Below are 23,940 nucleotides of genomic sequence, written 5' to 3'. Positions count from 1 at the left end.
GAGGCGCATTTTCGTGGTATCATGATTCCATGAAAAAGACAATGGTTGATCGCACGAATCCACAGAAGCGACCCACCGTCACCGGAGATCCGGTTATGGTTCGTATCCAGCCAGACATGGCGAAAGAGTTAGATGACTGGCGCCGCGAGCAGAACGACCTACCTGGCCGGCCGGAGGCCATTCGACGGCTGGTAGAGATCGGGCTGCGGAGCAAGACCAAGGGTTGACGCTGTGAAGGGATGGCTCGTCGGGGCTATAATCGGCGTTCTTGCTGGCTTCTTCGTCGGTGGCGTCGGAATCGCCGTTCGCGGCACCGCTAGGCGTGCCGTCTTGGGCCATTGTAGTGATTTTTGCCTTTTTGGGCGCAATGACCGGCAACTACCTCGGCAAGATGTTTCCGCGCCGCAAGCTTGAGATGCCCGGCCGGCCGGAAGCTATACGGCGGCTGGTGGAGTTAGGGTTGAAGGCGAAGAAATAGTGGATTTGGTCAAGACCACGATGGGATCGTTGCAACTGCCGCACTGGCTCATTGCGGCGGGCACATTGCTGGTGATTAGCGGCCTGATCGGGCGTGTGATCAATCGTAGGCAGTCGGATAAGGCTGAGGACGATTCGGTCGACGCGCCCCCTGAGCCACGTCCACGAATGACACCGCCGCCAGACTTTGTTGATTCCAGATCGGAGAACGATCGGCGTTCGAAGCCTGACTAGCTGCGCAAAAAATACGCCGCTGGGCTCGAAATACGGTGTCCCGGCGGCGCCTGTTACTGGTCCCTAAAATCCTCCAGCGGCTGCTGCTATAGCAGCTATCTGCAGCGCAAAAGTGTGAAATGGTTCACAATTGGTGGCCCGTAAGAGCACCGTCTTTGGAGCGCAAAAGACCAAAGATTAGTTGCCCTAGCCGATCGGCTCGCCCTATGGTGGCGGCGGGTCCCGGGGGTGACAATCTGTGTTTTTCTTCAAACAAAAGCAGAGCTGGGAGCGCACGGTTCCGGCTCAGAAGTCACTACGGCGCCTCATTGGTCCAACTTGCCGCCCGCATCGAGCCCGTCCAGGACGGCCGCATCTATATCGAAAGGATCAACGCGCCGTTCCTCTACACCCTCAAGGGCAGCGGCTCCGAGTTCGCCGGCATCAAGTACGCTGTCCAGCAAGGCTGGCTCGATCTGCATGAGAGCGGGACTTACGTTCGGCTTTTGAAGACGCAGACCGCCTGCTGAGGCGGCCTTAATTCATCTTCTGACGTAGCTTTCTGATGATCTCGCGGAGGTCGGCGACGTATTCCTCAATCAGGCGCCGCGCCTCATCCAAGCGCGACGGCTGGACTGCCCTACCCTCATTCTGTTTGTCGGGTTCGGGCATGACTGGATGGAATGCCGCAGACGCCGATACCGTTTGAGCTATATCAAAGGAAAGGTGGCAACTGAGGCGACCTCAGTGCCTGCTGATGGGCTCAAACCTATCGAGCCTGGTTGCGCCTTCCCAAAGCTCCACGGCCTGCCCGTCTACAAGCAATTTGGCTCGCTCCCTAGCCTCCGTCTCGTCCTGCGCGTCAAGGTCAATTCGGAGCGTTATGTGCCCCTCGCCATCGATTATATATGCGCGAAACTCTCGCGTGATCCGGCTCCAAAACACCGCCTCGTTCCGAAGCTGGAACCATTTTAGAACCGATCAAAAATCATGTCACCTTGTGAGCATTAAAACGAACCAGGCACCTTCCCAAATCAACCCTTCGGGTCAGCCAAGGAGCGTCATAAAGAAGGGCCCGCCAGCGCACACCGACAAGAAGGAAGCCTACTTACGTCGATCTCCCGGAGCTTGCGTTCCAGCCGCTCCATCTCTGCTCGTAGGCGCTCGGCCTGGTCCAAACTAGGCCACTACGACTTTGAAACTAGGCCGCTGTACCCTGACGCAATGGCCACAACTGTCACCTAGTGACAGGGCCTGCGGCCGGCACTGCGGGTCCGCATGATCGGCGCGACACGCCAAAGGGCATAAGGCCCCGCCAGCGTGAACCGGCGGACGCCTGTCGCAAACCTGTGGCTTGGCTGTTGCCCAGTCGAAACCAACTGGGATTTCAGCACTCAGTTTGAGAATAAATCGCTGCCGGGACAGTTATTTCGAGACCGGCAGCGTCCTATATTGAGACCAGTCCGAGGTGTCATGCCCTTGTTCCCGACTTGTAAAGTAAGCGGAAAACTTATGTTCGGCCTATGAGTATGGCGTACGAACTCTGCCTCGCCACCGCCGCCAAGCAAGTCCCTTCAGGGCCTGACTGGATCCATGAAGTAAAACACGACGGCTACCGGATGCTGGTCATCCGGGAGGACGAGCGTGTGCGCCTGTTGTCTCGCAACGGCACCGACTGAGCGAAACGTTATCCCTGGATTGCTGAGGCAGCTCTGAAGAACCGGCAGAAGTGATCGATAGCGATGCCGTCATCCTTGGATAGCCGCGGCCGCTGAAGGAGCTGTTGTTTCGACGCACTGGCGACTCGCCCAGTCCTGAAATGGCGGTAGGATCTGTCGTTATGAGTCCGGATCGCCCGACCGAGACGCGATGGAGAGAGGCCTGCTATCGTGCGGACAGCATGGCTTCCGCTCCTAGGCATCGTGGCGGTTGAATGGGGAACCGGTGTCCCCGAGGCTCCTTTCGCTTGGAGGCTGAGGCCGTGAAGCGTGCTGGTTGTATGTGGGCTCAGGCCACTGGCCGCCACTCACGTGCTAGCTGCCAGCACTAACATGCCCCTGTCGTTTGCTGCATCACGCGAGCCAATTCCTGTTCGTCGAACGGTTTCCTGATCATGGGATAGGCGTCCCGTCTTCGCTCTCGGCCGGACAGCTGTAGAATCTTCAGCTCTGGGCGAAGACGCGTTGCCCGCTCAGCCAGTTCGTGGCCGTCCATGGCGGGCATATTGATGTCGGTGATCAGGATCGAAATCGCATTCTGCGCGACAAGCATATCCAAAGCTTCCGCACCACTGCTTGCAGTCAGCACCTCGCAGCCCAGATCCTCAAGCATACTTGCGATGACCTCGAGGACGTTGGGATCATCATCTACAACCAGAACAGTATGAGTCATGGCAATACCTCTCTCAGAAAAACGCTCATAGTTTCCGGACGTTCCGGCGCAATCGATGTCCAGAGTTCGCCACAGGATGCGTGCACTTCGACGGTCGCTGCGCACGTCGTGCGAAACAACGAAGAGCGAGACTTTAGCTCAATTGGAGGCTGCAACACCGTTTACGCTGTGCCCAACGCAGATCGCTTACGTAAAAACCCAGCCGCTCACCACGGCTGGTTGCCTTTGTTTGACCGGCCCCGGGTCGCACTGCTCAGCGCGGGCCTTTCAGGCGGCCTTCCACCTTCTTGCGGCTGCTACCCAATGCAGCCATCACGGTCTTCGCGCGCCGCAACTGGACGAAGCGCTTCAAGAAGACCCAGCCCTACAGCAAGCGCATCACTCAAAGGCCATCTGGGTTGAACCGAAGCCTCGCCGAAATCGAGTACCGAGCGAAGTCGGCCGACGGCCGTCTGCGCCGTCCATTCTTCAAGGGCCTGCGGGAGGACCGATGAGCGCCATGCGCCAGATTAGGCCAGAGAAGCAACTGCTGCTCGCCATCCAGAGCGCGCAGAACATCCTGGCTCGCCACGTAGAGCCAGGCTGTCCCAACGAAAAGGTGACGATCGATGCCTTGCTTGCCGTGCTCGATGACCAAGAGGTGGTTGAGGCCGTGCAGGATCTTGACCGCAAGCTCGCCAGACCGCCCTCTGATGCCGATTGAAATCTACCGCGGTGTGCTTGATCCAGATCAACTGGAAGGGCTCCGCCTTCAGCTCGAGAACTTCGCCATCATCGACGAAGTCGATCCCGAGCTCCGCGGCATCATCGAGCGCAACCTGGCCCCACCTGGCAGCGAAGCTGCCGCTAGAGGACACTTGAGAGGAGCAAGCAGTCCCTGAAGCGAACTGTTAGTCCGCTTTGACCCAAAGTAACAAGCGGGACGTGAACCTTGTCAAAGGAGCGGGAATGTCCGTCGAACAACTCCAGGGTAAGGGTTAGGCAGCCTCTGGCCCTGAGCTGAACACCACGACCACGACTGCTATGTCTGCTATCTGAGGGAAGCCGGTCGTCGCCCTACTGATGGGCTGACCGCTGCTTTTGACCCTGGACTTGACAAAGAATGATATTTTTCAGTTCGATCTCGAAGTTGAATCCGCTTGCGTTGAGCGACTAAAACGGTCTTGGACGAATAACTTCTTCTATCGCGATTGAGCGTCTTCGCGTTTTCACACAGCCAAGACCCGAAGCGGACTTACGGGTGCTATTGTTTTCCCAAGGAGGATCATCCCTCCGGTCCGGGAATGAAGCAGCGCCACATAGGAGTCATTCTTCCATTGTCGTAGGACGGCCACCACCAAACCATCGCCCTGCCGCTGAGGTTCTGCCGGTTGAGCACGACAGAGTTTGGCACGTCAAACCATTGCCCGGGTTCGTTTGGCCTATGCGGATGCTTCAGAAGGACTCTATAGCCACTTTTTGCCATATCCCACTCGGCCTCCGCATGTTGGCCGTCCCCACCATCACAGCACGGCTCACCTGCCTTATTCTTGAGACTTTTGAACCAAGCGTTCAGTTCTGGTCGCATCAGGTCATGTGAATAGGCTGTGTTGATGCCGAAAAATGTGACCGCACACAATCCCACCGCCCGCGCTACGATCGACCGATAAAGATGCACCGGGCGTCCATTGGAACTGATCATGGAAACCTCCGTTTCCCAGCCCAATTGCGTGGGTCGTCGGAACCGCGCGAAGGTTCAACCGGAAGTACACGGAGGTGCCGACCACTTCCTTGGCGGGGCTTTACTTTTTTGCGTGACGCCGAGTCATCGCCTCTTGGCCCTTTTCGGGCCTGACGCACCTGATTTAACAATGTCCGCTGATCGGGAAAGTGTGGAAGTTCGCGGCGCGCTGTCAAAGTGGGGCGATCGACCCGGAACGGACATTCTGAACGTGTTGAAAGTCGCGCCCAAGAGGTTCACTAACTCGGCGGGTTGTTGGTATCAGCGCTGACGATGCCAATCGGTTTGACGCATAGTGTCTTCGTTCCATTAAATGGAACGGTCGGATTTTTCGAAGGTGCGCGAAACATTTTCGCATCCCTGTAACTTAAGTTAATCATGGGGCCTATCGAAAGGTCGCGATATGGATTTGACCAATCGAATATCGGACCACATCGACCATAAGACTGCCCGGTCGATCTGTGACGAAGTGGGTGACAGCTTGCAACAGAGCTTATCTCTCGAAGCCTCGCCTGTGCCGCCCTACCTCGAACGTCTAGTCGATGAATTGCGCAAGCAGGAGCGTCATCCAATTGATGGCGTCGCAGCGCCCGCTAACTGTTTCCTTCATGTGATGCGACGGGTAGTCGCTGCCGTCTGAGCGCGTAAAGAAGAAGTCGTCGCCGTCCAAACCGGCGGCGGCTTTTTCGCAATCTTGTAGCTGAGGCATTCCAAGGCATGGCCGCGCCGGACGCCATTAGCTATTGCGATGTCGGCGGCGGTGGACCGGATGCGCAGCCGTGCTTGCCTCGACCGCTGCTTGTGAGACCCATAGTGGACATGGGCAGCGGCGCCTATGGCTCAAGCCTGCTTTTGACCTCAGCGGTCTTCAGACCCACATCGTCGTTTGACCCAGCAGGCCAACACACAAAGAAGCATGTCAGAGCCGCTGCCCGAATCTGCCTTTTCATCAAATCGGTCGCTTGGAAAGCTGCTACCTAAGGATCGTCCACAGGGCTATACTCACGTCAGTTGCGCTCAGTCACACCTAGGTCAAGTGTGACTCCAACGTTTGATACTGACAGCGCGTCTACTACGCTCATCAATATACGCGGGGAGGTTATGATGGCACCATTCTCCCGTCGCCGTTTGCTCGACATTGCTGGCTCAATAACTGCTGCGTCTGTTCTCAGCGCACTGCGCCCCGTCCGGGTTGCGCAAGCGGCGGAGGAGAAGGGCACGTGGAATGTCAAGGGCCTCTACATGGAAGCCTGCAATTGCGAGGCAATGTGCCCTTGCGTCGTCGGAAATGCCCCGACCACCGGTTTGTGTACGGTCCTTCTCGGCTACCATGTTGAATCCGGCCGGAAAGGCGACGTGACGCTCGATGGCTTGAACGTGGTGAGAATGAACTTTTCGCCAAGCCACATGGCGAAAGGCAATTGGCGAGGGGCGTTCTACATCGACGAGCGGGCCAACCCCGCGCAGCGCGAGGCGCTGAGCGCGATCTTCTCCTTCAAGCCGGGCGGTGCATTTGCGGCGCAGGCCGGATCGGTCGCCGAAGTGCTCGGCGTCAAATTTGTGCCGATCACGTTCGAGGTTCAAGGACGGAACTGGAAGATGGCAATCGCCGGAATCGGGGATGCCGACATCACTGCGATCGAGGGGCTGGACGGCAAGGAGATCCGTGTCGAGAACTTGCCGCGAAGACCGTTTCCATACGTGGCCGCGAAATCCACGCATACCGCGTACAGAGACTTCGATCTCCAGTGGGAGATCAGCGGCAAGAGTGGATTCTATGCGCCTTTCGCCTTCTACTCGGCCTGAAGGTCCTCGCCTGATCTCAATGGAGGTTTGGCGCCTCTTGCCGGTGGGAGTCCTGGTCGGGCTCTTTATCGGAGGGGGGTGGGCGTACCTTGTCTACATGGATTGGGGCATGCGCCACATGGATGTCGGTATGGACATGTGGATCATGCCTCAGATGGTGGACTGGGACGCGACCGATCTCGGCCTCGTCTTGCTGATGTGGACCGTGATGATGGCGGCGATGATGCTGCCATCCGTCATGCCAGTAATTTTGGTTCTCACCCGCATCGGCGGCTCCGCGCACGCCGCCGGATTTATCGCGGGGTATCTTGTTGCTTGGGGCGGCTTCAGCATCGCGGCGACTCTCGTGCACTGGGCCCTGCTCAAGGCGACGCTGGTCACGCCAATGATGGTGAGCGCGAGCACGTTCTTGAGCGCCTTTGTATTCGCAATTGCTGGGTTCTTCCAGTTCACGCCTTTCAAGCAGGCCTGTCTCGTCCGGTGCCGTTCGCCATGGGGGGCGGTGCTCAATCCATCGAGCGCTACAATCGCGATGCGTGGAGGCTTTCGCTATGGCGCCTTTTGCGTCGGCTGTTGCTGGGTGTTGATGGCGCTGCTGTTCGTCGCAGGTGTCATGAATCTGCTTTGGATCGCGGTTATTGCCGTCTACGTCATCGCAGAGAAATGGGCGCCGGGCGCGGAGTGGTTTAGCCGTGCGGTCGGTGCGCTGTTGTGCCTGGCGGCAGTCGTCGTGTTCGGCGTCGGCGCGAGCTGAAGACGTCCCAGGTGCTGGCGACGAAGCCCATGAGGAGACTTCGGATCGAGGTGGTCGCTGCCGACGGAAATAAGTCGTTCATATCCTGAGGGAGGGTCTGCGAGCGCCGCGTTTACACTCCTGACGTCAGCTCGTGGCCCTGGGCCGACATGCAGCGAAAGCCCAGGCATGTCCGCTCTCAAAGAGAGAGCGGACCAACCATCTGGCAACCACGGATTCGCGCTTCTGACCCGGAGCAGAAGTGTTCGGTCTCCGGTGTTCCACTGAGCGCCCTGGGAACGATCAACGATTCGAGAGGTTGTGACCGTGTGGCAGGTTCCCACATGCCAGGAGGATGTTGTGCGTCAGCTCCTTGGAATGTTTGCCTCGATGATCTTGATGGCTGCCGGATTTGCGGCCCATGCCGGACAGAACGAGTATGATCCTGCCAAGGTCAGCGACAGCCTGAAGGCAGTCTTCCAATTTGGCTCGGTCTCGACAAAGAAGGCAATGAACGCCAACACGGTCACGCTGCTTACTGGTACGATCGGGGGCACCTATGTGCAGTTCGGCGCAGACCTCGCGTCTGTGCTCGACGACGACGGTAAGCTGCGCGTCCTGCCGATCACCGGTCGAGGTTCGGTGCAGAGCGTCGCCGACATCCTGTTCCTTAAAGGCGTCGATCTCGGCATCGTGCGCGCTGACACGCTCGACTATCTCGAGAAGAAGGGCTTCGCCAACAACATCAAGAAGCAGTTCACCTATGTGACCAAGCTCTACAATGAGGAGATGCAGGTCATCGCACCGAAGGCAGTCAAGACTCTGAGCGATCTCGAAGGCAAGACGGTGAGCGTCGACCTGCCCAACGGCGGCACGTTTGTGACTGCACTGACAGTTTTCGAGCGGCTCGGGATCAAAGCGAACTTCGTCTATATCGAGCAGCGGATCGCAATGGAAAAGTTAAAGAAGGGCGAGCTCGACGCCGTCATAGTGGTGGGCGGCAAGCCGTACCTGTCTGTCACTGCCTTCAAGAATGACGGCGCCTTTCATCTTGCTGCGGTCGACTATTCGAAGCCCCTGCAGAGCGATTATCTGCCAACGACGTTGACCTCGAAAGACTATCCGAACCTGATTCCGGAGGGGGAAACGGTGGAAACGATCGCGGTGCCGGCGGTGCTTGCGGCGTATAATTGGGCACCCAACACAGAACGCAGTCGCAAACTCGCCCTGTTCGTTGACGCCTTCTTCTCGAAATTCGCCGATTTGCAGAACCTGCCGTTTCATCCCAAGTGGAAGGAGGTCTCCCTGACGGCACCACTCGCCGGCTGGAATCGCCTGCCGCTCGCGCAGCAATGGCTCGACCAACACGGCGTCGAACCGGTAAAGCGACAACACTTTGAGGCATTCCTGCAAGAGAACCCGGCCGTCGCCAATATCCAGTCGGAGGCCGATAAGGAAGCATTATTCCGGCAATTTAAGACTAGGGAACAGGGGAGAAATGCGCAGGCACGGATGGACTCCCAAGTGGGCTCGGTTCGAGACCGGGGCCGCACCTTCCACTCGGCAATGCAAGCTGCACCTCCACGCCACCCGCCCCGTCGATGGCACCCAAGACGAGCACTACGTAGCTTGACGGGGCAAGGCTCGGTGAGCGAATGCAGCCCTCCGGATTCCTGCAATCGCACGCGCGAGGAAGCCTGGCGGAACCCATTCCCCGGCGCCACTCCGCCCGACGGCGCCAAACAAGGACTCTCAACATCCGATGATCCGTTTCGGCGCTTCGCTCCGACCGAGCCCGTCCTCAGATAACGGAAGCCTACTCCTGAGTTCGGCTTGCACAGTGCGGAGCAGTTTCGATTCAACGCCCGTGATCCATCGTTCGCTATCTTGAAGGGAGTGGACGGAGGACCGGGTTTATCGGGACACACGGACCGTTGATTTAGATCAAACAGCCTCCAAACCGAGTAGTTGCCTACGTTGAGCTGCACCGGTGGAGCAAGCAATGGCCAGTCATCGACCTACGTGGATGATGCATCTATTGGCTTGGGCAATAGCCGCTATTGGTCTCCTCACGATCCTTTCGATAGCGCTAGGGCCACCTTGACGGGAGCGAACGCCTCCGCGACCGGACGCGCATTGTGCGACGTTGTTTTCGGGCGGTCAGAAGTGATCGGACGGTATCAAAAGATGTGGAACCATCTGGAAGCGGGGTCCCAGCCTCACCGAACGGTGCTTGATATCTATCGGTGATGAAAATGAGGTTGGAGCGCACCGGATGCGCCGTGACCGTAAACAACGCGGAAGGGGGCCGATAGCTACGCTCGCACCACAGACCGTCGTTTTACAAGGCAGCCCTCGAATTAAGTGCGCGCGGGCCTCGCTCCAAAGATCGCGAGCATACCACGCGCCTCCGGCCGTGCCGCTTACTCGTACGCGCGGCAGTGGCCGTATCAGGCAATCCAGACGACACGCCCCTCCAGAACCGTTGCGGTCGGGAAGGCTCTCGCGCGATAGGCAGCAATCGCTCGGTTACCGATCATCATGGGTCGACGCTCGCCGGAGCGAATCTGGTCCTCGATGAACCGAACGAGAAAATTTGTGGACGCCTCGGCCTCTCGTAGCTCGCCAGACCTCGCCAGGAAGCCCCAGGCGATGTTGAACGAGTCCTCAATGAGGCTACCCATGTACATGACACAGAAACGTCATTCGGCGGCCTCTGTTCCTATTTGCGGGTCAGCCCCTTGAACGAGCTCGCGCGCAGAAGGCCTTCGGAGGTGATGTCCCGGTACTCGACGTCGGCAAAGAACTGGGGTTCAACCCAGGTGGCCTTTGGCTTTCTGATGGCCTTGATCAGCTTCTGCTTCGGGCTGACCACGGTGTCGAGCGCTTTGCGGATCTGGCTCGAGGTGGTCGGGCTCCTACCGGTGCCGACCTTGCCCATGTAGACGAGGTCTTTCCCTTCCTGTTTCCTAAGATAGAGAGCCGCCACACCCGTGGGGTCCTTGATGAATCCCACCACCGGAAATTTACCGCGCTGGACGGCTTTGATCTTGAGCCAGGCTTCATTTCGGTCCGAGCGGTATGGAGCATCCGCCCGCTTCGACACGATGCCTCGTAGTTGAGTCTCGCGGCCGCCTCGAACATCGCCTGGCCATCACCATCGTGGTGCTCGCTGTAGAGGATCGGCGGGTAGCATATCGATCAGCTCTTTCAAACGTTCTTTGCGGTATAGCTGGGGTTTGCCGCGGAGGTCCTCTCCGTTGTGGTGGAGGATGTCGAATGCACAGAACAGCATTCGGTCCTGACGGCCCGTCGCAAGATCTGCTTGCAGCTCCGAGAAGTTGGTTCGGCCCTCATGAACCACGACAACCTCACTGTCGAAGATCGTCCGGCTGGGCAGCCTGAAGGAGCCGGCGATGTACGAAAAGCGGTGGATCCAATCGTGCCCATTGCGAGTGAAGATTTTAGCAGCACCGCGGTCTACATGCACTTGAACCCGGTAGGCGTGGTATTTGATTTCGCGAATCCACTGAGCACTTAAAGGAGCACTGTCCTTCAGGGTCGCCAGCTGAGGTTTAATCAACCCCGGCATCAACGCCTTGGTACGCTTTGTCACTACGCAACTCATAAAATTCCCGCCGATAGCCCGGATGCCAGCGGCGGGCAGTCAGCCTACCCCCAGAATCAATGCCATTTACATACGCATGGTTCCTCTAAAGACGGACGGCGCAAGTTCAATGTAATTTCGAACGTCAAACCGCCCGGCGGCAGCGATATGCCTGCCCTCCGATCTCACGGCGGCATTCGGCTAGCTAAGGTTTTCGCGGCGGACATCATGTTCTTTAGGCACTTAGCTCTGCCGTATCAGTTAGTTGTGCTAGGCAGGTGCTCGATGAAGAGGATCTTGGTGCTGGAAGACGAATATATCGAGGCAAATGATTGCGCGAAGGTGGTTGAAGCCGCAGGGTTTGGCGTCGTCGGTCCCTTTGGTCTTGTTTGCGCAATTCCCGAAGACCGGCTTTCAAGAGGTGGACGGCGCGGTGCTGGATATCAATCTTGGCGGCGAGTTGGTCCTCCCTTTGCTCGACCGTTTTATCCGCCAACGGCGTGCCGGTCGCGCTTCTGACCGGCTACGACACCACTTTCATCCCACTCAGGTTTGCGAGTGTACCCGTGTTCATCAAGCCTGTTCATCAAGCCGGAGAATTTCGCAAAACTCGTTGCTTCTGTCGCTGAACGACTTGAGCCACCGGGAGAATGACTTGCGTATTCTAGTTGTCGAAGACGAAGACTTAATTCGCGATGTGATCGTGGACATACTGGAGAGCCATGGACACGAAGTTTTGCAAGCCGATACCGGAGAACAAGCATTGCAGCTTTGCTCTGAAGCTGCCCTGGACCTGATCTTTACGGACGTGATGTTGCTAGGCCCGCTGACGGGGTGGGATGTCGCTATTAGATGCAGGACCAGTCATCCGGCGATCCCCGTCATCTACGCCACGGGGTACACACACGCGGCTCCACGCCCCGTTTCAGGCAGCATCATGCTTCACAAGCCATACCGCCTTGAGCAGCTTCTAGAGTCTATCCGTTCACTAACCAACCCCTGATCGGTGATCCAAAAAGCTATTAGGAACGAAGTCGACCTGACGGACATCAATCATTTCGAGGCTGGCAATGCCCGCCCCTAGGGTTGTCGGCACTCAAATCCCGTGGCGCAGCTGCGGGCCTTCTTAAGGAGCCCACATGAGAGATGACCGCACCGGCAATGAGCCGTCACCCTTGGTGCTTTTCAGCGTGGCGCTCGTCCCGGTATTCGCCGTGTTGGCCTGGTTTGCGCTAGGTTAGCAATTTCGCCGAAGAACGCTGCGGCTAACAGTGGTGGGAAAGCGTAGTATTTTTCGTGACGACCCTTAAGCACTCAGCTGAACTCTATGCAGTTCTAACTACTTGCCCGCGGGGTGCAGAGGAGCGGATAATCCGCAGCCGTGAAAGGACGCTCTGCAAGAGTAGTTACCATGCTCACTGCTCGTACGGCGCCGCCGCAAAGCGTGTACGACTCAATTTAGGTCATCAGCAGGGACTAGTTGGCAAGGTTCGCATTTGAACTCGCTCGCGCCGACATTACAATCGCCCTTCCGGCCGCGCGGATGGTGTCGAGGAAGGCTGAGGCGGATTCGGATTTGCCACCTGTGGCCAAGCTCGGTGGCTTCGATGACCTGCCGTCCAGCGCCCAAAGCTTTCTGACTAACTATCGAACTCGGCTCTAGACAATGAACGAGGCGGAGTCCACGGCGCTAGCCGTTCGCGAGGTCTACAGCGCTTGTTACAGCGAGCTGCGTGGCGTAGGCGCAGCGCCGGAACCAAAAGCTTGGACACGAGAGAAGGCAAACTCGTGCGGCTCCAGAGACCGCCTAAACCCCAACTCGGTCAATCGGCTGCGCGCTATTTGACAAGCCAGTGACCCGAAAAGTCTTCGTGCCACTGCTGATTTTCGCGAGCACGGTCGCGCTGATTGTCGCCTCTAGGTTTCTAGCGCAGTAAGACCGCCCGCGGATTGCGTGCGACGTCCGCTTTTCCCTCGATGGCGACTAAAATGGTCAACAAGCAGTTCGCCGCTGATGTCGAGGCGACTGGGCCAAGGTGATCTCGCGTCGAACCGGTCGTTTAGCGCATCGCACATTACCACTTTAGCAATCTCATGCGGAAGTCGCGCTTGTTCTGTTCGAAGAGTCTTCGGAGTTTAAAAAGAGCTGAAGCCGAAACCCGGACTTCTGTCCGTCGACAGCGAATGAGGCGCGTCCCGCGCTGGTTGCAGTTGGCGCTCGAGTGCGATGATGCGCTGCACGTCTGCCAGGGTCCGACGGGCCAAAACCCAGCGTGGAGGACTGGCACAATGATAAAGCCAAGCGCCTCGGCCAAGTGTTTCCCGTTTTCGGGTGGGAGCCGGCTGCCTTCTCCACACCTCGTAGCCGCGACGCTATCGTTAGCCCGAATTCAAGCGGGCGCTGTGGGTTCGTCCGCAACCTCTACGTTGAGAACGATCTTTCCTTTCGGGCGTGATCGTCGGCCCTCCAACATCATGTGCGCATCTCGCGCATCCGTGAGAGGGAGGACTACACCTACGCAGGTCTTCAGCTCGCCGAGGTCAATGAGATCGGCGATTGTGCGCAGCCGCTCGGTGGTCACCTCCACCAAGAAGAAGGTTGCGGTGACTCCGTAGTGCTTTGCGCGGCCTTGATCGGGCTGGGAAACTGCGGAGATCAACTTGCCGCCCGGGCGAAGAACCTGAAAAGAACGCATTTGCGTTTCGCCTCCGACGAGATCCAGTACCGCGTCAGCGGCTTTTACCTCTTCCTCGAAGCGTTGCGTATGATAGTCCAATACTTTGTCGGCACCGAGGGACCGCACGTACTCGATGTCCTTCGCCCCAGCCGTCGCGATTGAACGAAGGCGAGCGCGACGAGCGAGCTGAACCGCGTAGGCTCCAACGTTTCCCGCAGCTCCATGAATGACCACCGTCTGCCCGGCTTCGAGGCGAGCGTGCTCGAACAGAGCCTGCCACGCCGTGACCGCAACGACGGGTACGGAGGCCGCTTCGGCATAGCTCAGCGAGCTTGGTTTCATCGCGAGCATCGCAGCGGAGGCCAGAGCGTATTCTGCGTAAGCGCCAAGGAACTGAGTGTTGGTCACTCCGAACACCTGATCTCCGACCGCGAGATCGGAAATGCCCGATCCCAGAGCCGCGACCGTTCCAGACAGATCGGAGCCGAGTGTGAGAGGAAGAGGCTGCGGCAACGCGCTCTTGCCGGCCCTGATCCAGCCGTCCCAAGGACCGACGCCCGCGGCGTGAACATGGATAAGAACGTCGCCCTGACCAGGATCTGGCCTTGGGAGGCGTTCAAATATCATCACTTGCGGCGCTCCAAATTCGTGTACTCGCCATGCCAACATGGAGTTGGGACCAGCGCCTTGTGACGGATTGCCGATGAGGGTACTTGCCATTCTGGCTTCCTCCTACGACCGACATCACAATAGGCCGGTGTTATTCAAGTACGAGCCACAACCGGACCTGGACCTCTTGGGCGCTCTGCACATCGCGCTTTAGTGCAGCAAATCGCTGGCTGCCACACGGTTGATAGTGGCGAGGCGCTGCTCGGCGGTTGCACCGAAATCTATGTCAGCCACCAGATCGAGCAAACGCTGATAGGCATGATCAGCGACGGCGACCGGTAAAGGCTCTTCGTCGAAGGCATCTACATAGTTCTCAACGACGGTACCCAGCAGACGACACAGACCCTGCTGGTCAGGCTCGTCCTGGCATGCCTCATAGAGCCTTTGCTGAAATTCGCGGAAAGTGTGCAACCCGTGGTGCTGTTGCGAAAGCCACGTATGCAATGCCTTCATGATAGCCTCTTCAAATAGGAGGAAGAAGCTGCTGAGTTATACAGCCCGGGAGGAAGATCAGCAAATGCGGTTTTCGCAGTTCCCTAGTGCGGCATATGCAGCAGCAGCGATCAGTAAAACCTTCTCGAAAGGCGCCGCAATCCTGCCGTTTTCGCGAGTTTTTGGAGCAGGAACGCTTTCATATGTCGTCGAGCATGCGTGCTAATTTAGAAAACTTGAACTCCTTCATCGGTTATATTGGCACCGGGCTCGTCAACGGCGCCTACGTCCTCAGATTTGGCTCCTCTGGAGTGAACAATGCTCCGCCGCAATTTAGCGAGCACGCTTACCTAATATGGGTGCTTTCGTCAGCTCTGTTTCTCGGTCATTCGATCACTATCGGCGATGTGGTGTTCATGGTTACACAGCTCGTAAACATAGTCACTCTGGCAATTATCCTAGTGCTTGCGCAGCGTTACCGTAACCAGATCTGCGCCGCGCATGCGCGTCAGCCTCCATACACGAGTAGTTAGAGGCCCGTCGGCGAACCGTGCTCGCGAGCGATAGCTGCAGATCGCGCGCCTCCGCCGGCGTCCGATGCGTGACTTTGCACTGCGTGATCTTGCTTCAGGGAGGAGTTGAATTAGCTGCCACAATGGCCACCGCCAAATGCCATAGAGCGGTGCTCGCACGCGAACGCTTCCCCCATTTCTTTCGGTGTCGCGCCAGGTGGATCGAGGAGGAAACGGAGCGACCAACAGTTGATGATTGTTCATCGCTTGATCGCGAGATTGTTCCTGATCCCATAAGAGAGAGGGAAGATGATCGGAGGCATGGAGAAGGTAAATGTCCAATGCAAGTGGAAAAATCGCAATTGTCACGGGTGCGTCGCGCGGCATTGGTGCCGCAATCGCTGAACGGCTCGGGCGTGATGGCTTTGCGGTCGTCATCAACTATGCCGGCAGTGCTGCCGAGGCGGAAGCGCTGGCCGGCAAGATCTCCCAGGCCGGCGGTCGGGCTATCACTGCGCAGGCAGACGTCAGCAACGCAAGCGCCGTGGCGAGCATGTTCAATGCCGCGGAAGAGGCGTTCGGCGGCGTGGACGTGCTGGTCAACAACGCCGGTGTGATGCAGCTGGCGGCGATCTCCGAAGCCGATGACTCGCTCTTCGATAGCCAGATAGCCATCAATCTGAAGGGTACCTTCAACACCTTACGCGAGGCGACACGCCGGCTGCGAAATGGTGGCCGCATCGTCAACCTGTCCTCCAGCCAAACGGGTCTCTTGCATCCGACCTACGGTATCTATGCCGCCACCAAGGCGGCGGTCGAGGCGATGACACAAGTTCTGTCGAAAGAGTTGCGCGGCCGCAATATCACCGTCAACGCGGTTGCGCCGGGACCGACCGCAACAAAGCTGTTTCTCGACGGCAAGCCGAAGGACGTGATCGATCATCTCGCAAATCTCGCGCCGCTGGAGCGGCTCGGCGAGCCCGCGGATGTCGCGGCTGCGGTTGCATTTCTCGCCGGGCCAGACGGCGGCTGGATCAACGGCCAGGTGCTCCGTGCCAACGGCGGGATCATCTGATCTTGCTTCCGAACCAGTAAACAGCAGTCAAAAGAGGTATCCGATGAGCAAGGTTGTTCTGATCACGGGCGCGTCCAGCGGCTTCGATCGCCTCATGGCCGAGGCACTCGCAGAGGCGGGTCACAAGGTGTACGGCTCCATGCGCCAGATGAAATCCCGAAATGCAGCCGTTGTGAAGCAGATCGCGGCCTTCTCGCACGAGCATCGCGTTGAGCTGCGTGCACTCGAACTCGACGTGCAGTCGCAGGGCTCGGTGGACGCGGCAGTCGCGCAGGTGCTTGCGGAGGCGGGGTATCGACGTTCTGGTCCACAATGCCGGCCACATGGTGTTTGGCCCGGCAGAAGCTTTTACGCCGGAGCAATATGCTGAGCTCTATGACGTCAACGTGCTGAGCACACAGCGTGTTAATCGCGCCGTGCTGCCGCATATGCGTCGTCAAATGCAGGGCCTGCTGGTCTGGATTTCCTCCTCCAGTTCCGCCGGGGGCACGCCGCCTTATCTCGCGCCGTATTTTGCGGCGAAGGCGGCCATGGATTCGATAGCCGTACAATATGCCCGCGAACTGACGCGCTGGGGTATCGAGACCTCGATCATCGTGCCAGGCGCCTTCACCTCAGGCACCAATCACTTCATTCATTCGGGTCGTCCGGCCGACGCGGCACGAGCCGCGGAATACGAAAAGCGTCCGTATCAGGGTTTTACCGAGCAGGTGCAGAAGGCCTTTGCGGCGATCGTGCCGCCGGACGCCGACGCGGGCCTTGTAGCCGAGGCAGTGGTAAATGTGGTTGGCATGCCATTCGGGAAGCGGCCGTTCCGCGTCCTCATCGATCCCACCCAGGATGGTACCGACGTCGGCTTCGCCGTGCTCGACCGTGTCCGTGCGGAGATGCTGCATCGAGTCGGGCTCGGCGATCTCTTGAAGCCAAGAGCCCTGGTCTGACGCGCAGCGCGTGGCAACATTCCTAATAGTAGCACCAGCAGAGCGGGCTAGCCATGCAATCCCATGGTCCATACGTTGGACCATGCCTTCGGTACGCTTAGATTGCTTTAGCAACGGCATCTCCGACATGGATATCAACCATCAGACGTAGTGATCCTTGCTGTAGCGTTCCTCGGGAGTGCCACACAAAAAAGATCGCCGGACTGAAAAACTATCTGAGTTCAACTCCGTCTGGCAGCGCCAGTTTTTTTGGGCTCTCTCTATTCCGGCCTGCAAGCCCCAGCGGTTGGCTCGCGTGCCGACCCGCCACTATTCTCACGCGATGATCGCCCTGAGTGGACAAGCTAGTGGCTGAGTTGCGCCTCCTGACCTCAGCAATCCGTGGCGAACACCTTCCGACGATGCGGATTTTCTTCGAGCGAGGCTTTTCCGTTTGCTTTGAGCGAGCCGCCGCTACTCTGATCGCGATGAAGATCACTAGCGGCAGACAGCCATGGGCCGCGCTGATCGTGCGCGGCCGAAAAGACGTCGAGAACCGCACCCGACCGACAATCGTGTTCCCGCGCTCGTGCCCCCTCACAGCAACAGTCCTTTCCGCCGACATCGTGCATTCAACATGGCGAGCGGCTGTAGATGGCGATCGGGCGTGGTGTCGGGTCGACGCGGCCTACCGCAGTGGCCATCGAAGAGCTAGCGCAAGTTAAAGAACCCAGCGAGCTAGGCAGTGCGCTGGGAGTGAAAGAGTCGGCGAGGCTGAGAACATGGGCCAATTGGCTGGGTAAATGCTGCCGGAAATGTATCCGACGTTGCTGGAGAGATGCCGCAAACGAACCTGGGCGCGGGCTGACTGAGAGGTCAGTCGAAAGCGACTGACACAGCCTGTTACCCGACTGCGTCAGGCGTCACGGTCCTGCTTAATGTGTGACAACCGTTTGCGGAGCAGGTTGGCGCTGGGAGTCTGTCTGTGCCTGAGCAAAAGCCATTTCCGCCCCTTGCCGCGCTTTCGCTCGGCGTGGTGAATTCTTCTTTCGGACGCAGTATTATGGAACGCAACCTCAGAGACCTCATATTCCGACGTTGAGTGCGACGACCTCGAACTAAGTATTGACCTAGCGTTGCCAGTTGGTCTCATTCTAAACGAGACTGCGATGAACAGCATCGAGCATGCATTCAGCCCCGATGGGAAAAAATCAAAGTGGCTCTGGTAGGTGGTGTGGGCTGCGTCGCAGAATCGTAAGTTTGGCACTGTGCGTGCCTTCATGAACGGATTGCAGTGGGCTTGTGATCGACTACAAGGACCTTTCGTGCCCCAAGGTCAATCGTTCACGGACTAGTCGTCTGGCTATCAAGCAGCAGAGGTTCACCGCGTGCTAGATCACGGAGTCGCATCACTTCCGCAATTGGCCCGTTTGAGACATGCTGATTGCATCGAGGAATGTCCGAGTTCGAGGGCGAAACGGAAAACATATGCTCGCACTGAATTTCTTCTCAGTTTGACCCACAAAGGGAATCCAACGAACCCTCGGTCGGTTTGGTTATCCGATTGCAGACTAGCCGTACCCGCGCATAGCCGAGGTCGAGGCATTTCGCCATTCGGAACGGCTTTTGCGAGGACAGGCATCGTCAGCATGCTCAGGGCGACCGGACCTCAATCCAAATTTCGCGATTTTCTGTTCGAAGCGCGGCCCAGGCTGCGGTAGCGTTCGCTCGCGCATAAGCGTCAATGATGCGACGAAAAGGAGGAAGCACATGGCCAGATACGATGCGGTATCACGCCGCAACTTGCTGATCGGAGCCTCTGCAGTTGGAACGATGGCGCTCTCGGCTCGCTCAGCCCAGCGTTCGCCAAGGCCCCGAAGCTCGGCACCCAGGCTCCCCGTTCTATCGCTTCAAGATCGGCGATTTTGAAGCAACAATCGTGACCGAGGGGCCGCTGCCCACCGACGCCTACGGCAGGGCCTCGGCCGGTGGTGAGCGGACAATGAACTATTCGCGGACAAGTTGCTATCGTAGATTCGGAAGGAGGCCAGCTGAGGCGGCCTTACTGTTTTAGCTCTTTCAGGATTCGTTCGCGGTGCTCAAGGTGCAGCATCTGGCTGGCGAAGAAGTTATTTAGAAGCCTCTGAGCTTCGGCCGTATCTGCACCCAGTCGGATGAGGCGCGCGATCCGCTGTTCCTGCTCTGCAATGTGACGCTCGCCCTGGGCGATGTGTTGCTCGGCCTCTTCTAGGTGGCGCAGCTGCATAGTGCGGTCCATGACAAAGCCTAGAGCAAATCAGGCCACTGTTCAGTTCAAAAGTGCCGCTGGGAAAATTTTGCATGGGCGAGAGGAACAGGCCCGCCGGCCTGAGACGCCGCCAACGCGGCGGCCTTACTTCTTACGGCGGGATTCGAGTTCCTCAAGGGTCTTGCCCGAATGACAGGACGGCGGTGCTTTTGGCGAGGACATAGTAGCTACTGGCCAGAGCTTCGAGCTGAGATCGGGAGACAGGATCTCTCGCTGCGTTGGCCAACCCGTAAAAATGTTCGGCCCTCTCCAGGTATTCCGCAGGCGTCATCATGTGCGTTCAACGACGGCGCCGTTCCTATCAAGATTATTCTGCAGCATCTTGGAGGTACGGACTTGCTCAGCTCGCCGGGCCAATTCGTCATAGCTCTTGGCGACGTTCCGCAGCGATTGCTTGCTTTCGCTATGCTCGCAGTTGTCGGCTTTGGTCCGGAACTCTTCCGCCTTATTGCGGAAGTACCTGGGTGTGAAGGTGCGCTCGATTCCCATGACGCCAATCCCTTGAATTGGTCCGTTCATGTTGATTAATGTACATTCAGTCCAAGTTGTTCCGAGGTGGTCTCTCATCGCGGCGGGTTCAATCATCCCACGTGAGCTTATGGCAATCGGCGCACTTGTAGATGCGCACTGGCTTGTCTGAGCGTGCATTGAAGAAGCTCTCGACGCGGCTCAAAGGTCCGCCGCAGTGCTCGCAGGTGTGGAATTGAACGGGTGCAGGCTGAGCGGATCGGGGACCAAATCGCAGCATGGCACAGCTCTCGGATAGAATAACACAAGCTAACCGCCGGCCGAACGTTCCTGACTTCCTTCGGTTATCAACTATTCACGTCCGGTGCTTGGAACAGTTGCCCCCGAATGACTTTGATCAGCATGCGCTTAGGCGCAAGGCTATCCAGTCCATAGCCCGAGCGGCCCCAGCCCTGGGTCTCTGGTCCAGGCCTGGGGTCGTTCCTTTTGCGCTGAAGGCTAATTAGGAACGTGGGGGCTTCGGGCATGATCTATACATCCGCCGAAAACAGGTGGTCAATCTTGGTTGAAGCCCCGGCGGTCCCAGACAGCGGCTAAGGCTCCTTCGTCAAGGGCCTCCCAAGAGACTGCGCTCATTAAATTTTGAATGCTGCATCATTTGAGACTCCGCCAGGAGCCATCGACGCGACTGCCAAATGGCGGCGCCGCGTTGAGTCTGATGCGTCGAGCGGTCCCGGCGTGTCTCGGCCCAGCCCTGGAGATGCCCGGGGCCGTTCGCACTCAGACAAGGCGCCCTACTCTGTCGACAAAGTGCTACAGCCGCCCAGGAGCTAAGACTGCATCTCGTTAGCCTTGCCTGGGTAACAGAGCGCAAGCACTGACTTGGCCTTAGCAGTCCAGACAGCGGCTGAGGCTTCGTTCTGAATTGAACGGCGTCCCTGCTCGCCTCCCACTCCCCGAAAGGGATCGTTAGCGATCGCGAAAAATAGTTTCAGTCCGAGTTCTCACGCACTAACCGGACAACCCTGCGAGGACCGGCCCATACCTCAACGCCAGGATGAGCGTCCAGAAATTTTTCTGCTCGCTGTTTCGCTTCTTCGTCGGTCGGACTATCGATTTCATAAACCTCGCGAGCGACGCCGGATGGATCGACTACATACGCAACGTATCGCATGGTATTTCCCCAGCTAGGGAAGAAGATGCCAATAAAATTCTTCTTCGCACGTACGGTTCCTGTCGCGGGTCGCCCTGAGAAGCGGCTCGGCCCGTAATCTCAGATCGCTCTCACGACGCAAGGCGCTAGACTTCCCTGCCGTCATGTTGAATTTCGCTGATCAGGACTCACTATGGAACTCAGGGCCCGGAGCTGAACTTGAATCGGCGCTGGCTCGCCGCCCGAGCCGGTGGAGCGGCCCCGCCGGATCTCCTCAGCACTCCAATGCCGAGGCCGGGCCGTCGCTCCGCCACGTTGTGCCGGAGTAAGCGTATGTGTCCATTGCCTCGCTCGTCCCAACTGACCGCCACGACCGGAACATCTACTTAGTGCTTGAGGACTTCGGCGCGCGTGCCGGCTGCGCTGACCGACGAGGCGGAAACAGATCTGGAACCGGTGATCGCCAACATCCTTTCCGGCGAGTACACCTATCCCGTACGTATCGTTTGCTTCAATTCGGGCGAAGGTTGCTCACGCGCCGCAACCTCTGACGTGGTCGACGCGGTTGCCCAAGTTCGGGGGGCGCCGACGCCGAACTCTCGGAGGCGCCACAATATTCATCGCTGCCAATGCGAGGCGCACTTTTGATATACGGTGCTAATCGGCACGCCAAAGCATTTCGCCGGTTCGAGCAGTGCAAACCGGTTCGCCTCACGCCCCCACGCGGTAGCGGCTGATGCTCTTGAAGCCACCCGGCTTCGGCGGCCAATGAGCCGGTTCCTTCGAGGTGCGCAGGTCAAAGACCTCACGACGTGAGCAGCGCGGGCAACGAAACTCCATGCGGAAAGTAAAATCGACTGGGCCCGTGAGGGCCATCGGCCAAGCCTTGCACTGCGGGCATGGCGGAAGGTAGCCACATGGCAACATAACACGCCTCCTTTCTCTGTCCTGCTGTCAGCGGAACATTGAAGGTGGCGGGCTCGTTCCAAAGACTTGCTTTGTGCTATTGAGGGGCAGACGCCGCGCCTTTCGAATGTCGGTTTGGTGGCGTTGTATGAGTCAGGCGCGCCGGCTAGTGCGACGGTTTGTCCGCGTTAACTTTTGTAATGGGCGCTTGTAGCCAAAGCCTCTAGCCTCGTTCGTCAACAAGGATGACGCGATGGGATTGAAGCGCAGGCGGTTCAAGCAAGCGACTTCTCTCGAAGATCGGTTGGCTCAGTTCACTGACGATATAAGGAAGCAAGCTGAGGCGATGCCCAGCGGCGGTGAGAAGGACAAGCTTTTAAAGAAGGTCCGCAGCGCGGAAGAAGCCATAAGCCTGGAACGGCAGCTTCGAGAGTCGCATTGATGTTCACTCGGGCGGATGTACCCCAGTGAATCAGAAGGCCTCCGGTCCGATCCCGGGGGCTTTTTGCTGTCTGATCCTGATGAGGTAATCGGCAAGCAGACATGGCGCGTCGTGAGCGGACTCGCCTGCCTTTGGACAGGCGCGAAATGGCGATGCCGGAACCTGCCGCATGCTTGCTGGTTTTTCCCGGTATGACGATCTTTCATTTTGATCTCTATGACGGCAACGAGGATCATACGGATGAGGACGGGAACGACCTGCCTGATGTCGCGGCCGCCCGGCGGTTGGCCATCGAGGCGCTAGGACAAATGATTATTGATGCTGGCGTCAAAGATCAGCACGGCCTGAAGGCCGTCAAGGTTCGCGACGCCCGTGGTGAAGTGCTGCGCGTATCTGCCAACGTTATTGTCTCGACCCCCTGAGTAATCGCGAGGGTCAGGGTCACGTAGTCTTTGGTTATCGAGCCGGGACACGGGATACTCGATCAAGCGACGCGTTTTCCTCGCCATCATCGCTTCGTTGTTGATGTTACTTCTCGGTGAAACCGGCTTGTCCGTGATCAAGTATGCTGACCTGTCTCACGACCGCCGCACGGTCGGTTTCGTCCGCTCACGATAGAGTAGCCAGCGACAGCCTTCTGCTCAGTATCCTTGAGCACTACAACGTTGCGGCGGGAACGAGCTGCAGTAGACATCTCGCTTATAGTTCCTAGTGACATCGGCTAAGCGGAAAGAATGGGTAGCCGCAGGAACGGCCTTATCGGGATTGCGTTTCTGCACAATAGGCTGAGGGCAGTCACCGACTCAATCATCGGAGAACTAAAGATGGCCAACCCGCGTCCGGAAGAGAGATCGACACAAAGCATGGAAGACGCATCCCGCCGTACGGGAGAGCAGACTACGCGCATCGGGCAAGCAGCGGCTGAAGCCGGAGAGGAAGTGGCACGGGCGAGCGCTGATATGCTCAAGCAAAATGTTGAGACGTTACAGCAAACCTGGCGCTCCAGCCTCGAAGCGGCGACCTCGGTGATGGGACGGTCTAGCGAGCAGTTTGGTCGCACGCTTGGCTTATCTGCGGAAGATGCGCAAAAGGCAACGGCGGCAACTGAACGGTCAGCTCGCAACGCGCAGACGCTCCTTTACAGTGGCACAGCCGCCGCCAAAGTGATGGGGGGAATGTCCCAAGAGTACCTTCAGATGGTTCGGCAACAATTTGAGAAGCACATCGACCACATGAACAGGTTGTGGACGTGCCGAACTCCACAGGACTTTGCAGCGGTGCAGACTGACATGGTGCGGGAGACCGTGGAGACTGCTCTGGAAAGCAGCCGTCGTATCGCCGACATGTCGCTCAAAATGGCCGACGATACCGGAAAGCAGATTAAACAAACGATGGCTCAGATCTCACGCTAAGCGGGCGGACCGGTTCAA

At 58.0% G+C, this 23,940-nt stretch carries 25 protein-coding genes and 3 pseudogenes; 18 read left to right on the top strand and 10 right to left on the bottom strand.

Annotated features, from left to right (window positions below; translation table 11 throughout):
- The first annotated feature begins 29 nt into the window (after positions 1-29).
- The 4 genes from NLM27_RS42535 (at position 30) to NLM27_RS42520 (ending at position 2,369) form a co-directional block, all read left to right on the top strand.
- Positions 30-227 carry a hypothetical protein gene (locus NLM27_RS42535; protein WP_254149287.1) on the top strand — a complete coding sequence of 66 codons (198 nt, stop codon included), beginning with the start codon at positions 30-32 and terminating at the stop codon, positions 225-227.
- Positions 228-268: 41 nt separating this feature from the next.
- Positions 269-478 carry a hypothetical protein gene (locus tag NLM27_RS42530; RefSeq protein WP_254149286.1) on the top strand — a complete coding sequence of 70 codons (210 nt, stop codon included), beginning with the start codon at positions 269-271 and terminating at the stop codon, positions 476-478.
- Positions 479-1,019: 541 nt separating this feature from the next.
- Positions 1,020-1,220 (top strand): hypothetical protein, encoded by a 201-nt coding sequence (locus NLM27_RS42525; protein ID WP_254149285.1) that lies wholly within the window; start codon positions 1,020-1,022, stop codon positions 1,218-1,220.
- A gap of 999 nt (positions 1,221-2,219) precedes the next feature.
- The gene (locus tag NLM27_RS42520; RefSeq protein ID WP_254149284.1) at positions 2,220-2,369 is read left to right on the top strand and encodes a hypothetical protein; all 150 of its coding nucleotides are present in this window, start codon (positions 2,220-2,222) and stop codon (positions 2,367-2,369) included.
- Between the two features lie 367 nt (positions 2,370-2,736).
- Here the strand turns inward: NLM27_RS42520 and NLM27_RS42515 are convergent, their stop codons facing one another.
- On the bottom strand, positions 2,737-3,081 hold the full coding sequence (locus tag NLM27_RS42515; RefSeq protein WP_254149283.1) for a response regulator: 345 nt from the start codon (positions 3,079-3,081) through the stop codon (positions 2,737-2,739).
- 350 nt (positions 3,082-3,431) lie between these two features.
- On the opposite strand from NLM27_RS42515, the pseudogene NLM27_RS44290 reads away from it, so the two are divergent.
- The 3 genes and pseudogenes from NLM27_RS44290 to NLM27_RS42500 form a co-directional block, all read left to right on the top strand.
- Positions 3,432-3,575 (top strand): annotated as a pseudogene (locus NLM27_RS44290) (DNA ligase); the annotation flags it as partial.
- Positions 3,572-3,784: a hypothetical protein gene (locus NLM27_RS42505; protein ID WP_254149282.1), complete on the top strand. Its 213-nt coding sequence runs from the start codon at positions 3,572-3,574 to the stop codon at positions 3,782-3,784. The pseudogene NLM27_RS44290 and the gene NLM27_RS42505, both read left to right, overlap by 4 nt.
- A complete protein-coding gene (locus NLM27_RS42500; protein ID WP_254149281.1) occupies positions 3,774-3,962 on the top strand; it encodes a hypothetical protein in 189 nt (62 codons plus the stop codon). The genes NLM27_RS42505 and NLM27_RS42500 overlap by 11 nt, the downstream gene beginning before the upstream one ends.
- Positions 3,963-4,345: 383 nt before the next feature.
- On the opposite strand, the gene NLM27_RS42495 is transcribed toward NLM27_RS42500, so the two are convergent.
- Both NLM27_RS42495 and NLM27_RS42490 read right to left on the bottom strand, forming a co-directional pair.
- Positions 4,346-4,762, bottom strand: a complete 417-nt coding sequence (locus NLM27_RS42495) for a hypothetical protein (RefSeq protein WP_254149280.1) — start codon at positions 4,760-4,762, stop codon at positions 4,346-4,348.
- A 574-nt stretch (positions 4,763-5,336) separates the two neighbouring features.
- Positions 5,337-5,510 carry a hypothetical protein gene (locus NLM27_RS42490; protein ID WP_254149279.1) on the bottom strand — a complete coding sequence of 58 codons (174 nt, stop codon included), beginning with the start codon at positions 5,508-5,510 and terminating at the stop codon, positions 5,337-5,339.
- Between the two features lie 395 nt (positions 5,511-5,905).
- Here NLM27_RS42490 and NLM27_RS42485 point away from each other — a divergent pair, with 395 nt between their 5' ends.
- The 3 genes and pseudogenes from NLM27_RS42485 to NLM27_RS42475 form a co-directional block, all read left to right on the top strand.
- Complete coding sequence (locus NLM27_RS42485) at positions 5,906-6,607, top strand: DUF1326 domain-containing protein (RefSeq protein WP_254149278.1); 702 nt, start codon at positions 5,906-5,908, stop codon at positions 6,605-6,607.
- A gap of 43 nt (positions 6,608-6,650) precedes the next feature.
- Positions 6,651-7,361, top strand: coding sequence for a DUF2182 domain-containing protein (locus tag NLM27_RS42480; protein ID WP_254149434.1), 711 nt, complete (start codon positions 6,651-6,653; stop codon positions 7,359-7,361).
- A gap of 357 nt (positions 7,362-7,718) precedes the next feature.
- Positions 7,719-8,819 (top strand): annotated as a pseudogene (locus tag NLM27_RS42475) (TAXI family TRAP transporter solute-binding subunit); the annotation flags it as partial.
- Between the two features lie 971 nt (positions 8,820-9,790).
- On the opposite strand, the gene NLM27_RS42470 reads toward NLM27_RS42475, so the two are convergent.
- Genes NLM27_RS42470 through NLM27_RS42460 form a run of 3 tightly spaced genes read right to left on the bottom strand, consistent with a single transcriptional unit; the run spans position 9,791 to position 10,956 of the window.
- On the bottom strand, positions 9,791-10,024 hold the full coding sequence (locus NLM27_RS42470) for a hypothetical protein (RefSeq protein ID WP_254149277.1): 234 nt from the start codon (positions 10,022-10,024) through the stop codon (positions 9,791-9,793).
- A 38-nt stretch (positions 10,025-10,062) separates the two neighbouring features.
- The gene (locus NLM27_RS43925) at positions 10,063-10,446 is read right to left on the bottom strand and encodes a hypothetical protein (RefSeq protein WP_254149276.1); all 384 of its coding nucleotides are present in this window, start codon (positions 10,444-10,446) and stop codon (positions 10,063-10,065) included.
- A 48-nt stretch (positions 10,447-10,494) separates the two neighbouring features.
- A complete protein-coding gene (locus tag NLM27_RS42460) occupies positions 10,495-10,956 on the bottom strand; it encodes a hypothetical protein (protein ID WP_254149275.1) in 462 nt (153 codons plus the stop codon).
- Between the two features lie 337 nt (positions 10,957-11,293).
- Here NLM27_RS42460 and NLM27_RS42455 point away from each other — a divergent pair, with 337 nt between their 5' ends.
- The gene (locus NLM27_RS42455; protein ID WP_254149274.1) at positions 11,294-11,950 is read left to right on the top strand and encodes a response regulator; all 657 of its coding nucleotides are present in this window, start codon (positions 11,294-11,296) and stop codon (positions 11,948-11,950) included.
- Positions 11,951-13,337: 1,387 nt separating this feature from the next.
- Here NLM27_RS42455 and NLM27_RS42450 read toward each other — a convergent pair.
- On the bottom strand, positions 13,338-14,294 hold the full coding sequence (locus NLM27_RS42450; protein WP_254149433.1) for an NADP-dependent oxidoreductase: 957 nt from the start codon (positions 14,292-14,294) through the stop codon (positions 13,338-13,340).
- A gap of 150 nt (positions 14,295-14,444) precedes the next feature.
- A complete protein-coding gene (locus NLM27_RS42445; RefSeq protein WP_254149273.1) occupies positions 14,445-14,747 on the bottom strand; it encodes a hypothetical protein in 303 nt (100 codons plus the stop codon).
- Between the two features lie 95 nt (positions 14,748-14,842).
- Here NLM27_RS42445 and NLM27_RS42440 point away from each other — a divergent pair, with 95 nt between their 5' ends.
- From NLM27_RS42440 to NLM27_RS42430, 3 genes and pseudogenes are all read left to right on the top strand, one after another.
- Positions 14,843-15,259, top strand: coding sequence for a hypothetical protein (locus NLM27_RS42440; RefSeq protein ID WP_254149272.1), 417 nt, complete (start codon positions 14,843-14,845; stop codon positions 15,257-15,259).
- A gap of 313 nt (positions 15,260-15,572) precedes the next feature.
- Positions 15,573-16,313, top strand: coding sequence for an SDR family oxidoreductase (locus NLM27_RS42435; RefSeq protein WP_254149271.1), 741 nt, complete (start codon positions 15,573-15,575; stop codon positions 16,311-16,313).
- A 43-nt stretch (positions 16,314-16,356) separates the two neighbouring features.
- A pseudogene (locus NLM27_RS42430) lies at positions 16,357-17,254 on the top strand (SDR family oxidoreductase).
- 2,041 nt (positions 17,255-19,295) lie between these two features.
- Here NLM27_RS42430 and NLM27_RS42425 read toward each other — a convergent pair.
- Together NLM27_RS42425 and NLM27_RS42420 are read right to left on the bottom strand one after the other, a co-directional pair.
- Entirely contained in the window at positions 19,296-19,499 is a 204-nt protein-coding gene (locus tag NLM27_RS42425) for a hypothetical protein (protein ID WP_254149270.1), read from the bottom strand.
- A 312-nt stretch (positions 19,500-19,811) separates the two neighbouring features.
- The gene (locus tag NLM27_RS42420; RefSeq protein WP_254149269.1) at positions 19,812-20,030 is read right to left on the bottom strand and encodes a hypothetical protein; all 219 of its coding nucleotides are present in this window, start codon (positions 20,028-20,030) and stop codon (positions 19,812-19,814) included.
- 1,543 nt (positions 20,031-21,573) lie between these two features.
- Here NLM27_RS42420 and NLM27_RS42415 point away from each other — a divergent pair.
- The 4 genes from NLM27_RS42415 (at position 21,574) to phaP (ending at position 23,922) form a co-directional block, all read left to right on the top strand.
- Entirely contained in the window at positions 21,574-21,810 is a 237-nt protein-coding gene (locus NLM27_RS42415) for a hypothetical protein (RefSeq protein WP_254149268.1), read from the top strand.
- Between the two features lie 511 nt (positions 21,811-22,321).
- The gene (locus NLM27_RS42410; protein ID WP_254149267.1) at positions 22,322-22,510 is read left to right on the top strand and encodes a hypothetical protein; all 189 of its coding nucleotides are present in this window, start codon (positions 22,322-22,324) and stop codon (positions 22,508-22,510) included.
- 146 nt (positions 22,511-22,656) lie between these two features.
- Positions 22,657-22,932 carry a DUF6894 family protein gene (locus NLM27_RS42405; protein ID WP_254149266.1) on the top strand — a complete coding sequence of 92 codons (276 nt, stop codon included), beginning with the start codon at positions 22,657-22,659 and terminating at the stop codon, positions 22,930-22,932.
- Positions 22,933-23,334: 402 nt separating this feature from the next.
- Positions 23,335-23,922 (top strand): phasin family protein, encoded by a 588-nt coding sequence (gene phaP / locus NLM27_RS42400; protein WP_254148567.1) that lies wholly within the window; start codon positions 23,335-23,337, stop codon positions 23,920-23,922.
- The last annotated feature ends 18 nt before the right edge of the window (positions 23,923-23,940 follow it).

The sequence above is a fragment of the Bradyrhizobium sp. CCGB12 genome, from assembly GCF_024199845.1.
Lineage (GTDB): Bacteria > Pseudomonadota > Alphaproteobacteria > Rhizobiales > Xanthobacteraceae > Bradyrhizobium.
Note: the sequence above shows the minus strand (reverse complement) of the source record. Positions and strands in the feature narration are given on the sequence as shown.